Genomic DNA, 19,040 nt, shown 5'->3' with positions numbered 1-19,040 from the left:
GGTATACTTATTGAAGAGTTATTCAGGAGGTAATGAAATTGAACAGCAATTATCGAATCGCTATTGTAGATGATGACTATCATATACGTAATCTAGTTGAGGTTTATTTGAAGAAGGAAAACTATCAAACGATTGGCCTTGAGAGTGCTGAAGAAGCATTGGAGTTGTGGGCAAACAATCCGCCAGACCTATGGGTACTTGATATTATGCTGCCTGGGATGGACGGCTACGAGTTATGCAGGCGGATTCGGAATGAAGCGGAAGTGCCTATTATTATGATTTCTGCGAAAGACACCGAGGTGGACAAAATATTAGGCTTAGAGCTAGGGAGCGACGATTATTTAGTTAAGCCGTTCAGTCCGCGTGAACTGGTTGCACGCATCAAACGCCAGCTTCAGCGATGGTATAAATACAATCTTACGGAAGATAGCACCCAGAATGCTTCTACTCGTATTGAACTGGGTCATCTTGAGCTGATGCTGGAGGAAAGACGTGTATTTTGGCACGGTGAAGAAGTGGACATGACCAGCAAGGAGTTTGCTATGCTCAAAGTATTTGTCGAGCATCCGAATCGAGCTTTTACGAGAGTTGATCTGCTGACGCTCATCTGGGGTGATGATTATTTTGGCAGCGACCGTGCTGTCGATCATCTCATTAAACGGATACGTAAAAAAATCGAGCAACTGCCCATTGAGTCCGTATGGGGACATGGTTATCGAATGAGAACAGACGGGAGTGTGCAATAGATGAAGCTGGTTCATCAAATTAATTTGGCTTTCGGCATAGCTCTTATGCTCGTCTTATCCATAACTGCGGTATTGATTCATTATGTATTGTTGGATCATTTTATGGTCACCCAGAAGGAAGATTTGAAGGTGATGGGAAAAGCATTGACAGAGTCCTATAACTTAACAGGGGAAATGTCCGTGGGATCTATAAATACAGAAAGACTGTCAGTTAAATCTATGACAGCATCATCTACTAGCGCATCTATTTCAGCTATCGTTACGGATTCCAACGGGAATATTGTTGAAGGCTCGTTGCCAGAAAGTATCAGGACGATTCAGAACGGGGTTGCACATATTGAACCTGTAGAAGCAACGGATCTTCGGCAGATTTTGGACGGGACAGATGAACGGTTTCTTGTAGAAGTAAGCGCCATTCCACAGGGGACGTTAACACTCCTTACACCAGTCAGCAAAATCAAAGAAATCGAGCATGCTCTACTTGTTCGGCTGCTCATTGTGTTCTTTGTTGGGGGAATTATTATGCTGATTCTCAGTCATTTTATAACGAGAAAACTAATCAAGCCGCTAATGAAGCTGAAAGAAGAGTTAACGAAGGTGAAGGACCGCCAATTTTCAAAAGTTAATGTAGTAAAAGCAGGAGGAGAGATCGGTTCTGTAGCTCAGGCGGTTTATGAGATGGCAGATGAATTGAATCGATTCAACCGTGCGCAAAAGCAGTTTTTTCAAAATGCATCTCATGAGCTGAAGTCTCCCTTGATGTCCATTGCGGGCTATACGGAAGGGATAAGAGATGGTGTTTTTGAAGGGGAGGGCGTTCGCAAAGGCTTGGACATTATTCTGAGCGAAAGCGGCAGATTGAAAAATATAATAACGGAAATGACTTTGCTAGCAAAGCTAGACAGTGAGGAGGATATTTATAAGCCTTCCCTAGTATGCTTGAAGGAATTGTTGTCGGAGACGATTGAACGAGTAAATCCCATTATTGTGAAAAACGGTATAACGTTGCATTGCTCCTACAACGAACATGAACCATTGCATATACGCGCTGATCGAGACAAGCTGCTGCAAGCGCTGCTTAATGTTACGTCTAATGCCATTCGGCATGCGAATAAACATATTTACATTCAAGCCACTATGAGCAAAGGGCGTATTGAAATATCGGTGTCCGATGACGGTAGCGGAATATCTAATGAACTGCTTCCTTATTTGTTTCATCGTTTTGTGAAGGGTAAGGATGGTGAATCGGGACTGGGACTAGCCATCTCGCGTGCCATTGTCGAACGCTGCGGAGGATTGATTACAGCTAATAATCGCAAGGAGGGCGGGGCGGTATTTATACTGGGGTTTCCTAAAGCAACTGTTTAGGGGTGTATGATTTGCCGTTTAGAACAACCTCGGTACGCCTCCAATTAATTGATGTAAAGCCCGACCGTACTAGGTCGGGTTTTCTCTTTACTTCCATCAATAGTTTGATAAAATATACATATGTTATAACGTTATTACAGTAATAAGGTATAACTTTATATATTGTGATCATACTATGAGAGGAGATCGTAATATGAATGGTGTGATGAAGATGAAGGATGATCCTTCTAAAGTAAATCGTTATTCACGTAAGATTGGGAAAATGGGTAATAGTCTGGGTGTAAGCTTACCGAAGTCGCTGGCAGAGCAATTGAAAATTGTGCAAGGAGATGAAATTGAATTCATCGTAAATGAAGAAGGGGAAGTTATCCTCCGCAAGGTTCGCAAACCAATGCTGCCCGAAAATGTTCGTCCTGAGGTGCTTGAAGCCTTTTATGATATTTTTGAAGAGGATGAAGATATCCTCAATGACTTAAGGGACCGTTAAATGACTATATTTTTGTCGAAAGAAGAGGTCGTCGCGGGTCACTATTTTATGATGAAGAAAATGAAGGATATGGAACAGGCTGGGGTCAAAGACCATGCACTGCTTGAATCTGCTATATATAGACCACAGCAAAGTATATTTGGTGAGGATGCTTATCTAACGTTATTTGATAAGGCTGCTGCATTAGTGGAGTCTTTCGTAAAAAACCATTGTTTTCACAATGGGAATAAGCGAACGGCCTACCTCGTAGTCAAAGCTTTTTTAATGGTTAATGGGTTTCACTTAAAGATGGAGCGTGTATTTGCAGTCGAGTTTATGGTTGATATAGCAAGAGGGAAATACTCGGTTTACGATATTGCACATATTCTTAAAGAACATTCCATACAAAAATAATGTGCAATTAGGGGGACCAGGTAACATTTACAAATAATAAATAATATCAATACAATTACTTAACATACCTCTTCTATACTGTGGTTGAGACAAATTAGCTTGATAGGTCGATGATTTGTGCAACTATTAGAAGAGGAGATTACTACATGATGAACTACAGACTAAAATCCTTTATTTGTTCCTCACTAACTTTGCTCGTGCTATCGCAGACGGTGCTGACAGGGACGGCGGCTGCGGCTGCGGACAAGATGAATGAGATTGACGGCAAATGGATGTCGGGAGAGTACCATACTCATACAAACCAGTCCAGTGATGCCTCAGAACCAATTTTAAAGCTTGAAAATGTACTTAATGCTGCTTTCCGTGAAGATTTGACCAGTATGCCRCAGGAAGCTTTGTCCTCATTAAATTATGGTAACCCGTTTGATTATTTAGTAGTGACTGACCACCTTCGCAATTCGCCAAGAGATCCGGAAGGCAAAGAAAAGGCTACCGCACGATGGGAGGCCATTGCAGACCAGCAGAAAAAGATTGCTGAACTGCAGAAGAGTGGAAAATATGCTGGGAAAATGATTTATACTGGCTTTGAATGGGACATGATGGGGCTTGATCATGCCTCGGTCGGTATTGTTAATTCTAATAGTGATGCTGTGCCTATAGATGCAATCCATCAGTTTGAATGGCTGTACAGCTATGATACCTCAGCGGATAGCTTTACTTCGGATGAAGCCAAGAAGTGGGGAGAGCGTCCCACCAAGGATGAACTGAAAGCAGATAAAGGCAAACCTACGAAGCTATTGAATGGTTGAAAAACCAATATCCTGAAAGCTTTGTTTTGTTAAACCACCCGTCCAGGCACAATGGCAGCAACAGCGGAGTCGTTACAATAGAAGATCTGCGCAAGTTGAATGATATCGCTCCGGACATTGTTTTCGGTATGGAAGGGATGCCTGGCAACCAGATGGCTGCTAGCGAAAATCGCTCTGAACTAGCTGACATCTATGGCGGAGCAGATGAAATGATCTCGCAGGTCGGCGGCATCTGGGATGCACTGCTTGGCGAGGGTCGGCGCTTTTGGAATTTTACAAACTCGGATTTTCATTTCAAGGTGAGCAGCAACCGTAAGTATTCCAGTGGATACTGGCCAAGCGAGTACTCTAGAAACTACACATGGGTTGAAGGTGACACCTTTAAGGATGTAGTAGATGGCATGCGCTCGGGTAAATCCTTCTCCGTCTACGGGGATCTTATCAATGCATTGGACTTCAATGCAAGCGGAAATGGCATGAAGGCTGAAATGGGTGAGGATCTACAGGTGTCCGAGGGAGATGAAACAACCCTAACCATCCGATTCAAGAGCCCAGAGCATAACAACTATGCTCCCATTTCTGAACATGAAACCTCAGTCACCAATAAGGTTAAGGTAGATCATATCGATCTGATCTCGGGAGAGGTTACAGGTAGCCTTGACGAGAGTCAGTATGCGAGCAATAAAACAAATGATACGACTAAAGTCATCAAACGCTTTACGGAAGCTGACTGGGGCAAGCCGGATGCGGAAGGTTATTACACCATGACGTATAAAGTGCCTGCAGATAAGAACCGCTATTACCGTCTTCGCGGTACCAATCTTGGAGCTGATGTAGACGGCTATACGAAAAATGGTGAACCGCTCAAGGATCAGTCCTTTGATTACGAAGGAACTGCGACAGCAGAAGAGAACGAGGAGCGCTTCAATAATATCAATGACCGAAACTATACGAGTATGTGGTTTTATTCCAACCCGATCTTCGTTGAAATTCCGGACAATAAACCGGAATTGTCATTCAACGATGTGAACGGCCATTGGGCATCCTCTGCGATCGAAAAGACTGTGAATGAGGGGCTGTTTATGGGCACCTCGAGTACGAGCTTTAGCCCAAATATGGCAATGTCCCGCAGCATGCTGGTCACTGTCATGCACCGTCTGGCAGGCAAACCTGAAGGCGGATCTCATGCATTTAAGGATGTAAAAGCAGATGCCTATTACAACGATGCGGTAGCGTGGGCGAGTTCAAAGGGCATCATTAAGGGTGTTAATAGCGAGCGGTTTGCTCCAGAACAATCGATCTCACGTGAACAGCTAGCACAGATCGTCTACAACTATGTGAAAACAACAGGTAAGGATGTCAGCATCAACAATTCGCTTGCTGATTTCACGGATGCGGATAAGGTTTCTTCTTGGGCATCTAACGCGATGCAATGGGCGGTTGGTTCAGGTCTGCTGTCTGGCAAAGGGAACGGCAAGCTTGATCCATCAGGTACAGCGACTCGTGCCGAGGCTGCAACAATTCTTCAGCGTTTTATAGAAACCATTAAGTGATAAGCAATAATTAAGAATACGTCAGATAGCCCTCAATTTGAATACGAGGTGAGGGCTGTCAGAAACGAAATAGGATATTATAGTAAACCCAGTAGCAATTATGACTACTGGGTTTTTCTCGTTGTACTCGAATAAGAAAATCTACGGATGCACATGCAAGGGAAGAGCTTCTTCCAATCGATTGTGACACCATTGCGTTCTCCAATACCGGCTAAATTAGAAAATATAGGTTAACTTAATGAATATGTCCATGTGGACATTTTTTGTGCTTTTGCCACATCCTCTTGAATGGTTACAAGTAAGGTATTGTCATTCGCCCATGAAAATTCTAAGATGTCCGCTGAGGTATTGGTTCCCTCAGGCAGTGAATCAATAACGGTCACAGTATTGGTGCTTAGATCTACTACTTTCACGTAGCGCCCTATTGAACTGTTATTTGAGGAACAGAGAATGGCTGCATAGGAAAGCTTCGGACTAAAGCTTTTGATACCGCGCATGACAATCCGTTCATCCAGTTGTGTTGAAAATATTTCATGGATCACACCTACTTCATCAACTCTTGCAATATGAAACTCGCTGTTGCTGCTCCGGTGTGTAGCATATGCGATCAAACCATCCTTTACGCTATAGACAATAGGTGATTCACCCTCGAAAGGTAGATTAATCTCCTCGCCATTCAAGGAAATTAATACAAGAGTGATACCACTATCTTGATATTTCGTACAAATGATACTATCGGAGGTCACCCAGCCCTCTATTCGGTATTCCACATTCTCTGAATGTGTAATCATCGTTTCAACGCCAGATGCAAGGTCAAAAACAAATAAAGTAGCTTCTCGAGCTTCAATATTGTTTTTTCTGGATTGATAAACTAGCTTTGTGCTATCTGGACTAGGTAACACACCGGCATTCCAATGTATAACGTTCTCCTTATATAAGTCGAAGGACTCCTTAACTAATGCTTCATAGGTTTTTCCGTTATAGGTATTGGAGGATAGTTGTTCTAATTGGTTGTTAGAGCGGTTTATTAGCCATAGTCCATTTTCTGCATGAACGAATGACTTCTGTCCATCGGGTGTAATCGTAAACTCTGCGGGGAAGTTCTTATTACTTTTTGGAATGAAAATGGTTTTGTCGTCTACCTGCAATTTCTGCAAATTAAGCAACAGTTCACCATGCCCAGTGTTAACAATCGTTTCAAATACTTGCGAATTTATTGGCGCACTGATACTGTGTTGACTCCATATTCTAACCGTTTGAGAGGCTTCGACTATTTCATTTTGCAACTGAACCCAGTTTTCTTTGAGAAATCTTCCATCCGGGAGCACGTTATCAACCATGGAGGCGTTAGGATCTGCCTGAATAGCCTCTATTTCCTGACTAGTCATCGGGACTGCCGATTCATCAACGAGTGATGCCAACGCTTTAGCGTAATCGCTGTCTTGAGGGATGCTTAGCAAGATAGGGTGATCAGTGTCTACTCTAAGCAATTTATAATACTCATCACTGACAAATGTCCAGCCAACAGGTGCCTCTTCGCCGATAAGTGCTAAGGGTATGTTTTCAACAGGTGAAGGTGAGGGTGTATGGCTTGTTGAGGTTAGATTTGTTTGAACTGGTGTTTTGGAATTAGAACACGCACACAGCAAAATGAAAATAAGTGCTAACAATGTAATAGATCTTTTCATCATCATTAACCTCCATTTACCAATAAAGCTAATTTATATAGCTTAACTTAGTGACCCGCATTCCCTAATAAGTTAAACGTTTTAAATTGGTAAAATGTTCCTAATAAGGATTGATCCAAGCGAAAAGAAATTTCACCCCGCAAATACGGAACGAGATTTAAAAGGGCTTCAAGGAAAATGAACGTTTACGAAGGGAAGCGGCTTGAGTGAATATTAATAATTCGATATTCAGATAGTGCAATTATTAGGTTCGATATTAGCATGTTTTTATTTATCCTATGGGTGGGGGGGGTTGGTAGAGGTGGTGTGGACACGATCGGGCCAAGGAGAGTTTCAGCTAACAATCAACGCTCCTGGGAATATCCCCGTAGATGTTCATTTACCAAATGGGGAGTATGTGTCGTTGTTGCATGGGGTTGTTGTATAACCACGGTTCGTCTCCAACATGAACGCCCAGTCTGAATGAGGGCTGAGTTTTTCTATGCAATACGAACACAAAAAATCTGTTGTATTATTCTGTTGTTTATACGTGTTTCATGAAGGCAAATATAAGAACGGTGAATACAGCGGTAAAGGTAAGCTTTATTTTGAGAGTGGCATGCTGAAATAAAAAGGGGAATTCAAAAACAAACAATATAACGGCGTTGGCACCCTTTACGAGGAAGATGGAAGCGTCGTTTACAAAGGTGATTGGGCAGATGGGGATGTAAAATAAATCAGTGATAACGGGCTGTCGCAAAATACGATAGCCTTTCTTATATATTTTCAGCGAGGCCAAAATTGAAGATTACAATCGAAGTTAAAGCTCTAAAGCTTCTTTTGTAATCTTCTTGATATCAACAGGACAATTGGAGCTTTCCTTAACCATATCAGGTAAAATATGCTCTAAGAAATAATCGACGCAATGCAGCTTTATTTTTTTGATTTTGATGAGTGCTTCGCGATACATAATGACAAATTCCTTCTCCGTGTTGCCTCTTTGCAGTTCAGTAAGCGCCTCATAGACCTGATCAAGCTTATCGGCCATTTCAAGAATTAGACCTTCGACAGAATCGTCTTTACCCTCACGCAGTTGTCTGAAAAAAATTGGCTTGAACTCCTCAGGAATATTCTCCTCTATAAAAAGAGCAATCATACCTTCCTCTACTTGCTGCAGCATGCCGCGCAGTTCTAGTGAGTAATGCTTAACAGGTGTTTTAATATCTCCTATAAATATTTCTCCATAATCGTGGCTGCTAGTTATTTCGTAGAGCTTCTTCCAATCAATCGTTACACCATTGCGTTCCTCAATATCGGCCAATGTTTTGGCGTATTGTACAACCTTCCATGAATGAGCGGATACGCTGTGCTCTTCAAACTTAAATTTGCCTGGACAACGAATAATGCGCTCGAGATCGTTAAGGGATTGAAAATACGTATGAATTCCCATGACATGTCCTTCCTTTCTGCGTTTAATATTTAATGCGATGCATTACTGTTAGTATAGAGCTTGTTTGTTAATGGACGATTAATTTAGATTAGGTAATATATGAAAATTCAATCTTTACTCCGTATGCACGATATTCAATGTTATAAATTTATTTATAGTATAATGGTTACTACTATATGAGATGGAAAACGGAAAGAGGGATCGGATGCCTACTATACTGGTTGCTGACGACGATGCGAACATTCGCGAACTGGTCTGTTTATTTCTAAGGAATGACGGTTTCGAAACAGTCGAAGCTGTGGACGGCAAGGAAGCGCTGGCCGTCTATGCCTCGACACATGTCGATCTTGTCGTGCTTGATATTATGATGCCGGTTATGGATGGTTGGGAGTTATGTAAGGAGCTTCGAAGAAGCAATCCAGATCTTCCGCTACTTATGCTAACTGCAAGAGGCGAAACATGGGAGAAAGTGAAAGGTTTCCAACTGGGGACGGATGATTATTTGACAAAACCATTTGATCCGTTAGAGCTAACGGTTCGGGTTAGGGCACTACTGAAACGATTTCGGATTGGTTCTACGCAGATCATTAAGTTCGGCAACATGACTCTTGATCGGCAGACCTATAAGGTGATGAGAGGGACGGAGTCACTCACATTGCCACTCAAGGAGTTCGAATTGCTATATAAGCTTGCTGGAACACCCGGACAAATCTATACGCGTGAGCAGTTGATYGATCAAATCTGGGGGATCGATTAYGCTGGAGATGATCGAACGATAGACGTACATATTAAAAGGCTGCGTGAAAGGTTCACGACTACACCCGATTTTCGCATCGAAACGGTACATGGGCTTGGCTACCGGCTTGAGGTGCACGAATGATTAGATCTTTATATACACGCGTAGTCCTAATCTTTCTAGTCTCCGTAATCGGGGGCACGATCATTTCTTTTTTTGTGACATCATGGGTATTTGAAGAAAAAATGAGCGAAAACTCGCAAATTTTATTAAGTAACTTTTCCCAAGACATTGTCCGGCTTTACGAGACAATTCCGTTACGTGAAGCGGACTCGTTCGTAAGTGAAATGAAGCAGCTCAATTCCTATCATATTCGAATTTACGATTCAACGGATATATTCCGGTCTTACGGAGCGCTTAACGGACACAAGCCTACTGCTGTAACTATGGAACAAGTAAAGAAGGTACTAGATGGAGAAGTTGTTCAAGTCAATACGAAGGGTATCGCTGTTGTCATCATAGGGTTTCCGTTGAAAACAGAAATGGGAACGAAAGCGATGTTTGTGGAGGCGCTCACCCCCCCGTCCGCCTCTTTTTTAATAAAGTGGGCATTGAATTTTGTAACCTATTCATTGATTACAGGCAGCTTATTTATTCTAATTGCATCCATGTTCCTAGTAAGACCGATCAAAAAGCTGACAAAAGCGACTAGGCGGATAGCAGCTGGAGATTTCAACGTCAAGCTGAATATTAAGCAAACGGGTGAGCTAGGTACTTTGGCTCGCAGCTTCGAAGAAATGATGCACGATCTGCTGCAACTTGAGCAGATGCGTAGGGAATTCGTAACGAACGTGTCGCATGAAGTTCAATCGCCGCTCACCTCGATATCCGGCTATGCTATGGCGCTCAAGCAAGAAGACATTGCAGTTAATGAGCGAAGCCGTTATCTCGATATTATTATCACTGAAGCCGAGCGGATGTCCAAGATGAGTGATAGTCTGCTAAAGCTGAGTTTACTTGAATCACAGTCACAACAGATACGGCCGGTCACGCTCAGACTTGATGAACAGATAAGACGATTAATCGTCGCGATCCAGCCGCAATGGTCGACTCGTAACATACGTTTCGAGCTCAATTTGCCTACAGTTATTCTATTGGCTGATCATGATCTGTTAAATCAGGTATGGACCAATATACTCGGCAATAGCATCAAATTCTCCAAGGATGGCGGCATTATTAACGTCAGCATCAAACAAGACATCAAAAATGTGACAGTCCGAATATCCGATACTGGCATAGGTATATCGCTAGAGGATCAGAAGCGTATATTCGATCGTTTTTTTAAGGCCGATCGTTCYCACAGTCGTAAATATGAAGGTAGCGGCATGGGACTTGCCATCGTAAAACAAATTGTATCGCTTCATCAAGGTGACATTCGAGTGGAAAGCGAACCAAGCCGAGGAACGACCTTCATTGTCACATTGCCAAACACAACACCGACAGAGTAAGTAGATATACATTGTATCATTCGTCTAAAAGCGGTACTCATATTCGATGCTGCGGCAACATGTGCAAGCTTCCTTGCATGTGATGCCGCAGTATTTTTTTTCGCCCGTTCATATTCAGTTCATATTGACGTCACGTGGAGTACATTTTCGTCGTATATGCTTTCTTTAGCACTCAATTATGGCAGTCTAATATACAGATAGCGACAGGAGAAGATGTGTGTGAACATACGAGAGGTAATGAAAATGAAGTCGGACACAACACCAAGTGGAAAACCAGCTAGTAAGCTGAAAAAATTGATTATCATTTTACTTAAAGTATTAGCAGTATTAGTTATAGCAATCATCGTTTTTCTAGCCATTGTTTTTATCGTTGATAAGTTCAGCACCAAATCAGAGCAAGGAAAAATACAATCCTATGGCCAGTTAGTACCTGTAGATGGGAAAAATATGAATGTTTTGATTCAAGGAGAAGGCAAAGAAACAATCGTGCTGCTGCCTGGTCAAGGAACAGCGACACCAGCGCTTGATTTTAAGCCGCTAATTGAAGAGCTGTCACCATATTACAAAGTCGTCGTAGTTGAGCCTTTTGGTTATGGATTAAGTGATAGAACTAAAAAAGAGCGAACCACAGAAAATATTGTAAGTGAAGTTCATGAAGCGCTGCAGACTCTTAATATTGACCGTTTTATTCTAATGGGTCACTCCATTGCAGGAATTTACGGAATCGATTATGTGAACAAATATCCAAATGAAGTGAGTGCATTTGTCGGAATCGATACAAGTGTTCCAACGCAAGGCGGTATGGATGCTGAATTACCAATAGGAACTTTTAAATTGTACAAAAAATCAGGTTTCGCCAGATTGACAATGAAATTTGCTGATGATCCATATGCTGCAATGCCATATGATGATGAAACAAAAGAACAAATGATTATACTTACGCACAAAAACATGTTTAATAACACCACCTTGAATGAATTAGAAAATCTCGGTTCTAATTTTAAAGCGGCTGAACATTTAACATTCCCAAACAATGTTCCTCTTCTTTTATTTGTACAAGCAAATAATACAGGCAGAGAAGACTGGGTATCACTGCATGAAGAGCAAATAAAAGATTCTGTATATGGAAAAGTGATGACATTTGAAGGAAGTCATTATTTACACCATACCAAATCAAAAGAAATTGTTGAAAATTTCAGAAGCTTTATGGAAGAAATTGAATAATACTGTACGAGCATCAACCATGCTACAGCATCTCTTGCAAGTTTCTTGCATGAGATGCTGTAGCATTTTTTGCGTCCATTCATATTCCAATCATATTGGTTTAATTTATTGTTAAACAATAAATTTTTGTTGACTTAGGGTATATTTAGGATTAATATATCCTTAGTCAAACAATTTGAGGTGTTGAAATATGACTATCGTAGTAAACCTTGATGTGTAATTCTAGAGTGCCATCCAGGAGAAATTCTAGAATATAAAAAAAATGAAGAATGATTATTTGAATAGAGGAGAATGTAAGATGAAGAAAAAATATTTGTTAGCGAGTACACCAATATTATTAGGTATTATTTGTTTAATTATCTCTAGCGTAATTGGTTCGGAAATAAAGCCTGACGGTACTTTAGTAGAACCTTTCTTCTTAATTCCGCTAAGTTATGTATTTTTCTTTAGTGGACTAATTGGAATTATATTTGTGACAATCACTTCAAGGTCCCAAAAAAACAAACATAAATAATGAATCAAATGAAAAGCCAATTTCCTGAACGTGGGAACTAGTGATTTATACCGATGATGATGAATACTGGGCTAATGGAATTTCCTATCATAATTCTAATGACACAAGTATATTTGTAACGAAGCGAATTGGTATCGGAGAAACAGTAAATACGGCGACTTGGGTTGGAAAATTGTTTGTTTGGGGATCTATCGGTTTAACAGCAGTGTTCATCATAGGGGTTTCGTTTATGCTGATTCGATCAGAGTTGACCTCGCCAACATTGTCTATCACATCAGAATACCAAGTCGAAATTAATTATCCTATGTATTCCTTCGACTTTAACATCGCTGACATCGAACAATTAACGTTGGTTGATAGCATACCCTCAGGCATGAAGACAAATGGCGAGGCTACAGCTAAGTATTCTCGTGGACATTTCCGTTTGAAAGAAATAGGCAAGACAAGACTGTATATTTACAAAAACAATCCTCCCTATATCCGTTTCAAGCTAGAGGATGTTTACATTTTCTATAATGAAAAGGATCCACTTCTAACGGAGCAGTTGTTTGAGCAGCTGCAAAAGAGATAAAGATCTCCACCATGAAAACCCAGTCAGAATGAGGACTGGGTTTTTCATTTATTAAATGGCTTCCATACTAAGGGAAAGTCCTTAATTTTATTATGTTGACAATCTCTACCGTATAAGGTAATGTTTTAATATCATATTAAGTCGACCTTTTTTATCGGAATTAAATATTATTTTTATACACAGAGGGGGAATACAAAGATGAATACAAAAAAAATCGGTCTAATTTTATCATCTATTTTACTACTAGTGGTTTTGGCCGCTTGCAGCAACAGTGGTGAAAAGGAAACGAAAAGTAATAAAGAGTATAAAGATGAATTGAATATTGCCCTTACAGCACAGCCTCCAACACTGGATACGGCTATGACTGTATCTGCTGTAGCGCTTGATACAGCGGGAAATATTTTTGAGCAGCTGTACACACTAAATGCTAAGTATGAGCCGGTACCTGCTCTTGCAGAGTCAGTAGAGCGAAGTGAAGATGGCTTAACTTACACTTTCAAACTACGTCAGGGCGTCAAGTTCCATAACGGTAAAGAAATGACTTCTGACGATGTTGTAGCATCGATGAATCGTTGGTTAGTAACATCATCTCGTGCTAAAGTTCTTTTGAAAAATGCAAAATTTGAAGCGGTTGATCCTTATACAGTGAAGTTAACAGTAGAAACAGCTACATCTGATGTATTAATTCTTATTTCTGCTCAAGCACAGTTCCCGGCTATAATGCCAAAAGAAATTATTGATGCTGCACCAGCAGAAGGCGTTAAGGAGTATATCGGCACAGGTCCTTACAAATTCGTAGAGTGGAAGCAAGACCAGTACATTCATTTAGAAAGAAATGACGAGTATCAAACTTCTGATAGAGATCCTAGTGGATTTGACGGAAGAAAAGAAGCACCTACGAAAAACCTTTACTTTCATTTTGTAACAGACCATGCAACACGTGTTGCGGGAGTAAAGACAGGGAAATATGATGTTGCTGACAGCATTCCGATTGAAAATTATGATGAGCTTGCAGCGGAAAAAAGTATCGAATTGCAGTCGTTCCCAGGTGGCGCTTTGACCGCTTTCTTCAATACGACAGAAGGTGTATTAGCGGATGTTAAAATACGTCAAGCTATTCTAGCTGCACTTAATAATGAAGAGATTCTGTTAGCTAGCTTTGCCAAGCCTGATTTATATTCGTTATCTCCAAGCTACTTGAACGTCAATCAAACACAATGGTCTAACGAAGCTGGTGCTGAATATTACAACCAAGCTGATCCGGAAAAGGCAAAGAAATTGCTTGCAGAAGCAGGATATAATGGTGAAGAAATTACGCTGCTTACTACGAAAGATTACAGTGAAATGTATACAGCAACACTGGTCATTCAAGAACAGCTTCGTCAAATTGGTATGAATGTGAAGGTCGATACTTATGACTTCCCGACATTTTTAGAAACAAAGAATGATCGCAGCAAATGGGATTTGTTCGTTGCCAGCACAGGGTACCAAATAACTCCGCCGCAACTGCTAGCTGTAAACCCTGATTGGGCTGGATTGAATAATGAGACGGTCAAAAAAGCATTAGTCTCTATTCGCCAAGCAGCAACACCTGAATTAGCAAAGCAAGAGTGGGAGAAGCTGCAAGGCTTCATGTATGAATATGCTTCATCAACTGTTATAGGTCATTACAATGGTATTGTAGCAATCAATAAGTCCCTTGAGGGTTTTGAATTATACGAGGCTCCTGTAGTCTGGAATGCAAAAATACAGAAGTAAATAGAACTGAGGGTGTTACAAGTTGCCGATGTAACTTGTAACACCTTCTTTTTTTTGGAAGTTGAATCTGTTACTATCAATTAGAATTGAATTCGATTCAAATATAGGAAAGTATAAGTTTCACACTTATACTCGCCTATATTTTTACGAGAAACCGCACGTCCTTAGACAAGGACGACGAAGTCGTTTCTTCTTAATAGAATCTATATAAATGAGGGGTTGCAGTGCTAGCGTATATTGCCAAAAGGATCTTATCGCTAATCCCGGTATTATTTGTCGTAACGATTGCTATTTTTCTACTTATTCACATTACACCCGGTGATCCAGCAGCAGCAATGCTTGGGATAGAGGCATCCCAAGAAGAAATACAGGCGCTCAATGAGGAGCTTGGTTTTAATCGCCCAATTTTCCAACAATATATGAGCTGGATGTTTAATATATTGAAGGGTGATTTGGGAGATTCTATTTTCATGCATCAGCCAGTCAGTGAAGCAATCATCGAACATATTGGACCCACGCTCTCGCTCGCTCTTTTAGCCCAGATCATTGCCCTTATTATAGCGATACCCTTCGGGATTATCGCGGCGTATAAGAGGGGCTCCTTTACGGACTATTCACTTATGGGGCTTTCTTTGCTGGGCATGGCGGTTCCAAGCTTTTTATTAGGTTTATTTTTAATGCTGTTAATAGGTGTTAAGCTGCAATGGCTGCCTGTGGCGGGGTACGAGCCGCTGTCTGAAGGGCTTTGGACACATCTGCAATATTTAATCCTGCCAGGCATATCTTTAGGTACCATTCAGGCGGCACTCATTACAAGAATGACCCGCTCTTCCATGCTTGAGGTTTTAAACTTAAATTTCATCAAAACTGCTCGATCTAAAGGGTTGAATGAGATGAAGGTGCTGGTTAAGCATGCGTTTCGTAATGCATTTTTGCCGATCCTTACGGTTATTGGGCAAACATTCGGCACTTTAGTTACAGGAGCCGTTGTCGTAGAATCAATATTTAATATTCCAGGTTTAGGGCAGTTAATATTAAACTCCATTTCAAGAAGAGATTTCGCTGTCATACAAGGTGTTGTTCTTAGTGTTACGTTAATGTATGTGACGATTAATTTAATTGTTGATTTACTATACGGTGCGGTTGACCCGCGTGTCCGTCTGGATCGTAAATAGAAGGAGGGTTCAAGCTGATTACCGTTCAGGAGAAAGAACATACCGCACAAATGAGTAAAAGACTTAAAAAAGAGCAGCGTGCATTAGGACTCCTTCGCCTGAAATCTAATCATGGACTGCTAGTAGGCGCAATTATTTTTGTGCTATTAATAATACTTGCGGTGATTGGCCCGTTTATCACTTCGTATGGCCCGTACGACATGAAGGTTATCGATCGATTAAAGCCACCTAGTATAGCTCATTTATTAGGTACAGATGAATTTGGCAGAGATTTGTTAACAAGAATCTTATACGGTGCAAGAGTGTCGATCAGCGTTGGACTTGTTGTTGCGCTGTTTTCTTCCATCCTTGGACTCATTATCGGCGTTTATGCAACGTATTACAAAACACTGGATCATATTTTAATGCGTATTTGTGATGGATTAACGGCGATTCCTGGTATTTTGCTTGCGATTGCTTTAATGGCTACACTTGGCGCTTCTTCGTTAAATGTGATTATTGCGCTAACGATTGTTTTCACACCGAATATAGCAAGGGTCGTTCGCTCCACTGCATTAGTCGTTCGGGAGCAAACCTATATAGAGGCGATCCAAGTCCAAGGTGCTAGTGATTCTCGGATTATTTGGTTGCACATTGTACCGAATACATTATCACCTTTACTTGTGCAAGCAACGTTTGTGTTTGCGGAAGCAATTATTTCCGAGGCTGCATTAAGCTTCTTAGGAGCAGGAATACCTGCGCCGGAAGCGAGCTGGGGCAATATATTACAAGCGAGTAAGCTCGTTATTTATAAGGCATGGTGGATGCTTGTGTTTCCAGGTGTAATGATTATTTTATCCGTGCTCAGCTTGAATTTATTAGGCGATGGCTTGCGTGACCAGCTGGACCCTCGTGTGAAGCATAAATTGAAAAAGTAAAGACTATACAAAGCTGGAGGTGTTACCATTTCCATGAGCAAAGAGCCTCTATTAGCAGTGAAAAATCTTAAAACACATTTTCATACAGAACGAGGGAAAGTGACGGCAGTAAATGGAGTCAGCTTCTCGTTGAACAAAGGTGAAATAGTTGGCATAGTAGGGGAGTCGGGCTGTGGAAAGAGCGTGATGTCCCAGTCTATTATAAGGTTGCTTGATCATACTGATTCGATTGAGTATGAAGGCCAAGTCATTTTTGATGATCAGGATATGCTATCTCTTTCTCCATCTAAATTGCGAGATATTCGCGGTAATGATATTTCGATTATTTTTCAAGACCCGCTAACTTCGCTTAATCCTGTTTATACGATAGGCAATCAGCTTGAAGAGGTCATACGTCTACATCAGAAAAAGTCGAAAAAAGAAGCTCGTCAGAAGGCGATTGAAATATTGCGTTTGACAGGGATTCCTTCTCCAGAGGTACGAGTGAATGAGTATCCTCATCAGCTGTCAGGGGGAATGCAACAGCGTGTCATGATCGCTATGGCACTCGCCTGTGAGCCTAAGCTATTAATTGCAGATGAGCCGACGACGGCACTTGATGTTACTATACAGGCACAAATTTTAGAGTTAATCGTGGAGATGAATCAAAAATTAGGCATGGGTGTTCTGTTCATTACCCATGATTTAGGGGTCGTTTCGGAAGTTTGCACAAGCGTCAAGGTGATGTACTTAGGGCAAATTGTGGAGGAAACGACAACAGAGCAGTTATTTGAAATGCCACTACACCCCTATACGCAAGGCTTAATCAAGTCGATTCCGAAGCTAGAGGGAAGCCGTCATGATAAGCTTCACGTAATCGAAGGAACGGTCCCGTCTTTTGCCAATATTCCGCGCGGTTGCAGCTTCTCGACACGTTGTCCTTTTGCAGATGAGAAATGCCGTAATGAGGAACCAACGATGGAGAACGTAACTGCTGATCATAGTGTAAAGTGCTGGCATTATGCCGAAATAAGCAGTTTGGAAGGGAGAGCTGAAGTAGTTGGAACAAGCATCCAGTCATCCTAATCCAAAGCCGAAGCCCATCCTTGATGTAATCTCCCTTCAAAAAAAGTTTCCGGTGTACGGCTCATTTGGAAAAGTATTTGGCGCTAAGGCTTATGTGAACGCTGTGACCGATGTTTCTTTTCAATTGTATGAAGGAGAAACGTATGGTTTAGTGGGGGAGTCGGGGTCGGGAAAAAGTACAACAGGGCGTACGATTTTAGGATTAACCCCCGCGACTTCAGGCCAAGTCATTTATCAAAATAAAGATTTGGTAGCAATGTCAAAGAATGAATTGCGTAAATTTCGGAAAGATATTCAGATCGTTTTTCAGGACCCGTTCTCCTCATTAAACCCTAGAAAGAGAATTGGTCACATCCTAGAAGAATCACTCATTATTCATAACATGGGGGACAAAGCAGAACGTCAGGAAGAAGTCTTTAACATTTTGCAAACCGTTGGCTTGCAGCCCGAACATTATTTTCGATTCCCGCATGAGTTTTCCGGTGGTCAGCGTCAACGATTAGGTTTGGCACGGGCACTGATTATGAACCCGAAAGTGATTATTTGTGACGAGCCGGTTTCAGCCCTAGATGTGTCTATTCAGTCGCAGATACTAAATCTATTAAAACAATTGCAAAGAGAGCTCAAATTAACCCTTTTGTTTATTACGCACGATATAAGCGTCGTTCGCTATATTTCAGATCGCATCGGGATTATGTATTTAGGCAAAATTGTGGAAGAGGCATTGACTGATGATTTGTTCCATGAACCCTTACATCCCTATACAAAATCGCTATTTTCGGCTGTGCCTGACTTCTCTCATAATCGGTTGAAAGAGCGCATTATACTGAAGGGGGAAATCCCATCACCGCTTTCTCCGCCATCAGGCTGTGTATTTCATACACGTTGTCCTATTGCGACAGAGGCTTGTAAAGTTGAGGTGCCGGTTTTAAAGGAATTACAATTGGACCATAAAGTGGCTTGTCATCATATCTAATAATAAGGAGTGCTTAATAATGACAATGATAAACATCGTAGGAGGACAAGATCAAATCTTCAATGAAGCTGGATTTCAGCTCATAGGCAGCCATGCACCAAACTCAGAAGGACTGTCTCCGAG

The 19,040-nt window shown here is 41.3% G+C and carries 18 protein-coding genes; 16 read left to right on the top strand and 2 right to left on the bottom strand.

What is annotated here, in order from left to right:
* The first annotated feature begins 38 nt into the window (after positions 1-38).
* The 6 genes from AC1DWN_RS13325 to AC1DWN_RS13300 all read left to right on the top strand — a co-directional run bounded on the left by AC1DWN_RS13325 (position 39) and on the right by AC1DWN_RS13300 (position 5,356).
* Entirely contained in the window at positions 39-746 is a 708-nt protein-coding gene (locus AC1DWN_RS13325; RefSeq protein WP_477559384.1) for a response regulator transcription factor, read from the top strand.
* Positions 747-2,114 carry a sensor histidine kinase gene (locus AC1DWN_RS13320; RefSeq protein WP_477559383.1) on the top strand — a complete coding sequence of 456 codons (1,368 nt, stop codon included), beginning with the start codon at positions 747-749 and terminating at the stop codon, positions 2,112-2,114. It abuts the gene before it with no gap.
* A 193-nt stretch (positions 2,115-2,307) separates the two neighbouring features.
* Positions 2,308-2,601, top strand: coding sequence for an AbrB/MazE/SpoVT family DNA-binding domain-containing protein (locus AC1DWN_RS13315; protein ID WP_477559382.1), 294 nt, complete (start codon positions 2,308-2,310; stop codon positions 2,599-2,601).
* Positions 2,602-2,994 carry a type II toxin-antitoxin system death-on-curing family toxin gene (locus tag AC1DWN_RS13310; protein WP_477559381.1) on the top strand — a complete coding sequence of 131 codons (393 nt, stop codon included), beginning with the start codon at positions 2,602-2,604 and terminating at the stop codon, positions 2,992-2,994.
* Positions 2,995-3,140: 146 nt separating this feature from the next.
* On the top strand, positions 3,141-3,803 hold the full coding sequence (locus AC1DWN_RS13305) for a hypothetical protein (protein WP_477559380.1): 663 nt from the start codon (positions 3,141-3,143) through the stop codon (positions 3,801-3,803).
* Positions 3,800-5,356, top strand: coding sequence for an S-layer homology domain-containing protein (locus AC1DWN_RS13300; protein WP_477559379.1), 1,557 nt, complete (start codon positions 3,800-3,802; stop codon positions 5,354-5,356). The genes AC1DWN_RS13305 and AC1DWN_RS13300 overlap by 4 nt, the downstream gene beginning before the upstream one ends.
* Before the next feature lie 230 nt (positions 5,357-5,586).
* On the opposite strand, the gene AC1DWN_RS13295 is transcribed toward AC1DWN_RS13300, so the two are convergent.
* Together AC1DWN_RS13295 and AC1DWN_RS13290 are read right to left on the bottom strand one after the other, a co-directional pair.
* Positions 5,587-7,050 carry a hypothetical protein gene (locus AC1DWN_RS13295; RefSeq protein ID WP_477559378.1) on the bottom strand — a complete coding sequence of 488 codons (1,464 nt, stop codon included), beginning with the start codon at positions 7,048-7,050 and terminating at the stop codon, positions 5,587-5,589.
* A 793-nt stretch (positions 7,051-7,843) separates the two neighbouring features.
* Positions 7,844-8,473 (bottom strand): YfbR-like 5'-deoxynucleotidase, encoded by a 630-nt coding sequence (locus tag AC1DWN_RS13290; RefSeq protein ID WP_477559377.1) that lies wholly within the window; start codon positions 8,471-8,473, stop codon positions 7,844-7,846.
* Positions 8,474-8,678: 205 nt separating this feature from the next.
* Here AC1DWN_RS13290 and AC1DWN_RS13285 point away from each other — a divergent pair, with 205 nt between their 5' ends.
* The 10 genes from AC1DWN_RS13285 (at position 8,679) to AC1DWN_RS13240 (ending at position 18,917) form a co-directional block, all read left to right on the top strand.
* On the top strand, positions 8,679-9,353 hold the full coding sequence (locus AC1DWN_RS13285; RefSeq protein ID WP_477559376.1) for a response regulator transcription factor: 675 nt from the start codon (positions 8,679-8,681) through the stop codon (positions 9,351-9,353).
* Positions 9,350-10,717, top strand: a complete 1,368-nt coding sequence (locus tag AC1DWN_RS13280; RefSeq protein ID WP_477559375.1) for a sensor histidine kinase — start codon at positions 9,350-9,352, stop codon at positions 10,715-10,717. Before AC1DWN_RS13285 ends, AC1DWN_RS13280 begins: the two co-directional genes overlap by 4 nt.
* 213 nt (positions 10,718-10,930) lie before the next feature.
* On the top strand, positions 10,931-11,941 hold the full coding sequence (locus tag AC1DWN_RS13275) for an alpha/beta fold hydrolase (protein ID WP_477559374.1): 1,011 nt from the start codon (positions 10,931-10,933) through the stop codon (positions 11,939-11,941).
* A 298-nt stretch (positions 11,942-12,239) separates the two neighbouring features.
* Positions 12,240-12,455 (top strand): DUF3955 domain-containing protein, encoded by a 216-nt coding sequence (locus AC1DWN_RS13270; protein WP_477559373.1) that lies wholly within the window; start codon positions 12,240-12,242, stop codon positions 12,453-12,455.
* Positions 12,456-12,495: 40 nt separating this feature from the next.
* Complete coding sequence (locus AC1DWN_RS13265; RefSeq protein ID WP_477559372.1) at positions 12,496-13,026, top strand: DUF5808 domain-containing protein; 531 nt, start codon at positions 12,496-12,498, stop codon at positions 13,024-13,026.
* A gap of 198 nt (positions 13,027-13,224) precedes the next feature.
* Positions 13,225-14,784, top strand: a complete 1,560-nt coding sequence (locus AC1DWN_RS13260) for an ABC transporter substrate-binding protein (RefSeq protein ID WP_477559371.1) — start codon at positions 13,225-13,227, stop codon at positions 14,782-14,784.
* A 224-nt stretch (positions 14,785-15,008) separates the two neighbouring features.
* Positions 15,009-15,959, top strand: a complete 951-nt coding sequence (locus tag AC1DWN_RS13255; RefSeq protein ID WP_477559370.1) for an ABC transporter permease — start codon at positions 15,009-15,011, stop codon at positions 15,957-15,959.
* 50 nt (positions 15,960-16,009) lie between these two features.
* Positions 16,010-16,876, top strand: a complete 867-nt coding sequence (locus AC1DWN_RS13250; protein ID WP_477559369.1) for an ABC transporter permease — start codon at positions 16,010-16,012, stop codon at positions 16,874-16,876.
* A 33-nt stretch (positions 16,877-16,909) separates the two neighbouring features.
* Entirely contained in the window at positions 16,910-17,941 is a 1,032-nt protein-coding gene (locus AC1DWN_RS13245; RefSeq protein WP_477559368.1) for an ABC transporter ATP-binding protein, read from the top strand.
* Positions 17,916-18,917 (top strand): ABC transporter ATP-binding protein, encoded by a 1,002-nt coding sequence (locus tag AC1DWN_RS13240; RefSeq protein WP_477559367.1) that lies wholly within the window; start codon positions 17,916-17,918, stop codon positions 18,915-18,917. Before AC1DWN_RS13245 ends, AC1DWN_RS13240 begins: the two co-directional genes overlap by 26 nt.
* Positions 18,918-19,040 lie beyond the last annotated feature (123 nt).

The organism is Paenibacillus sp. P4_A7, assembly GCF_056402455.1.
This window is presented reverse-complemented; position numbering and strand designations above follow the sequence as displayed.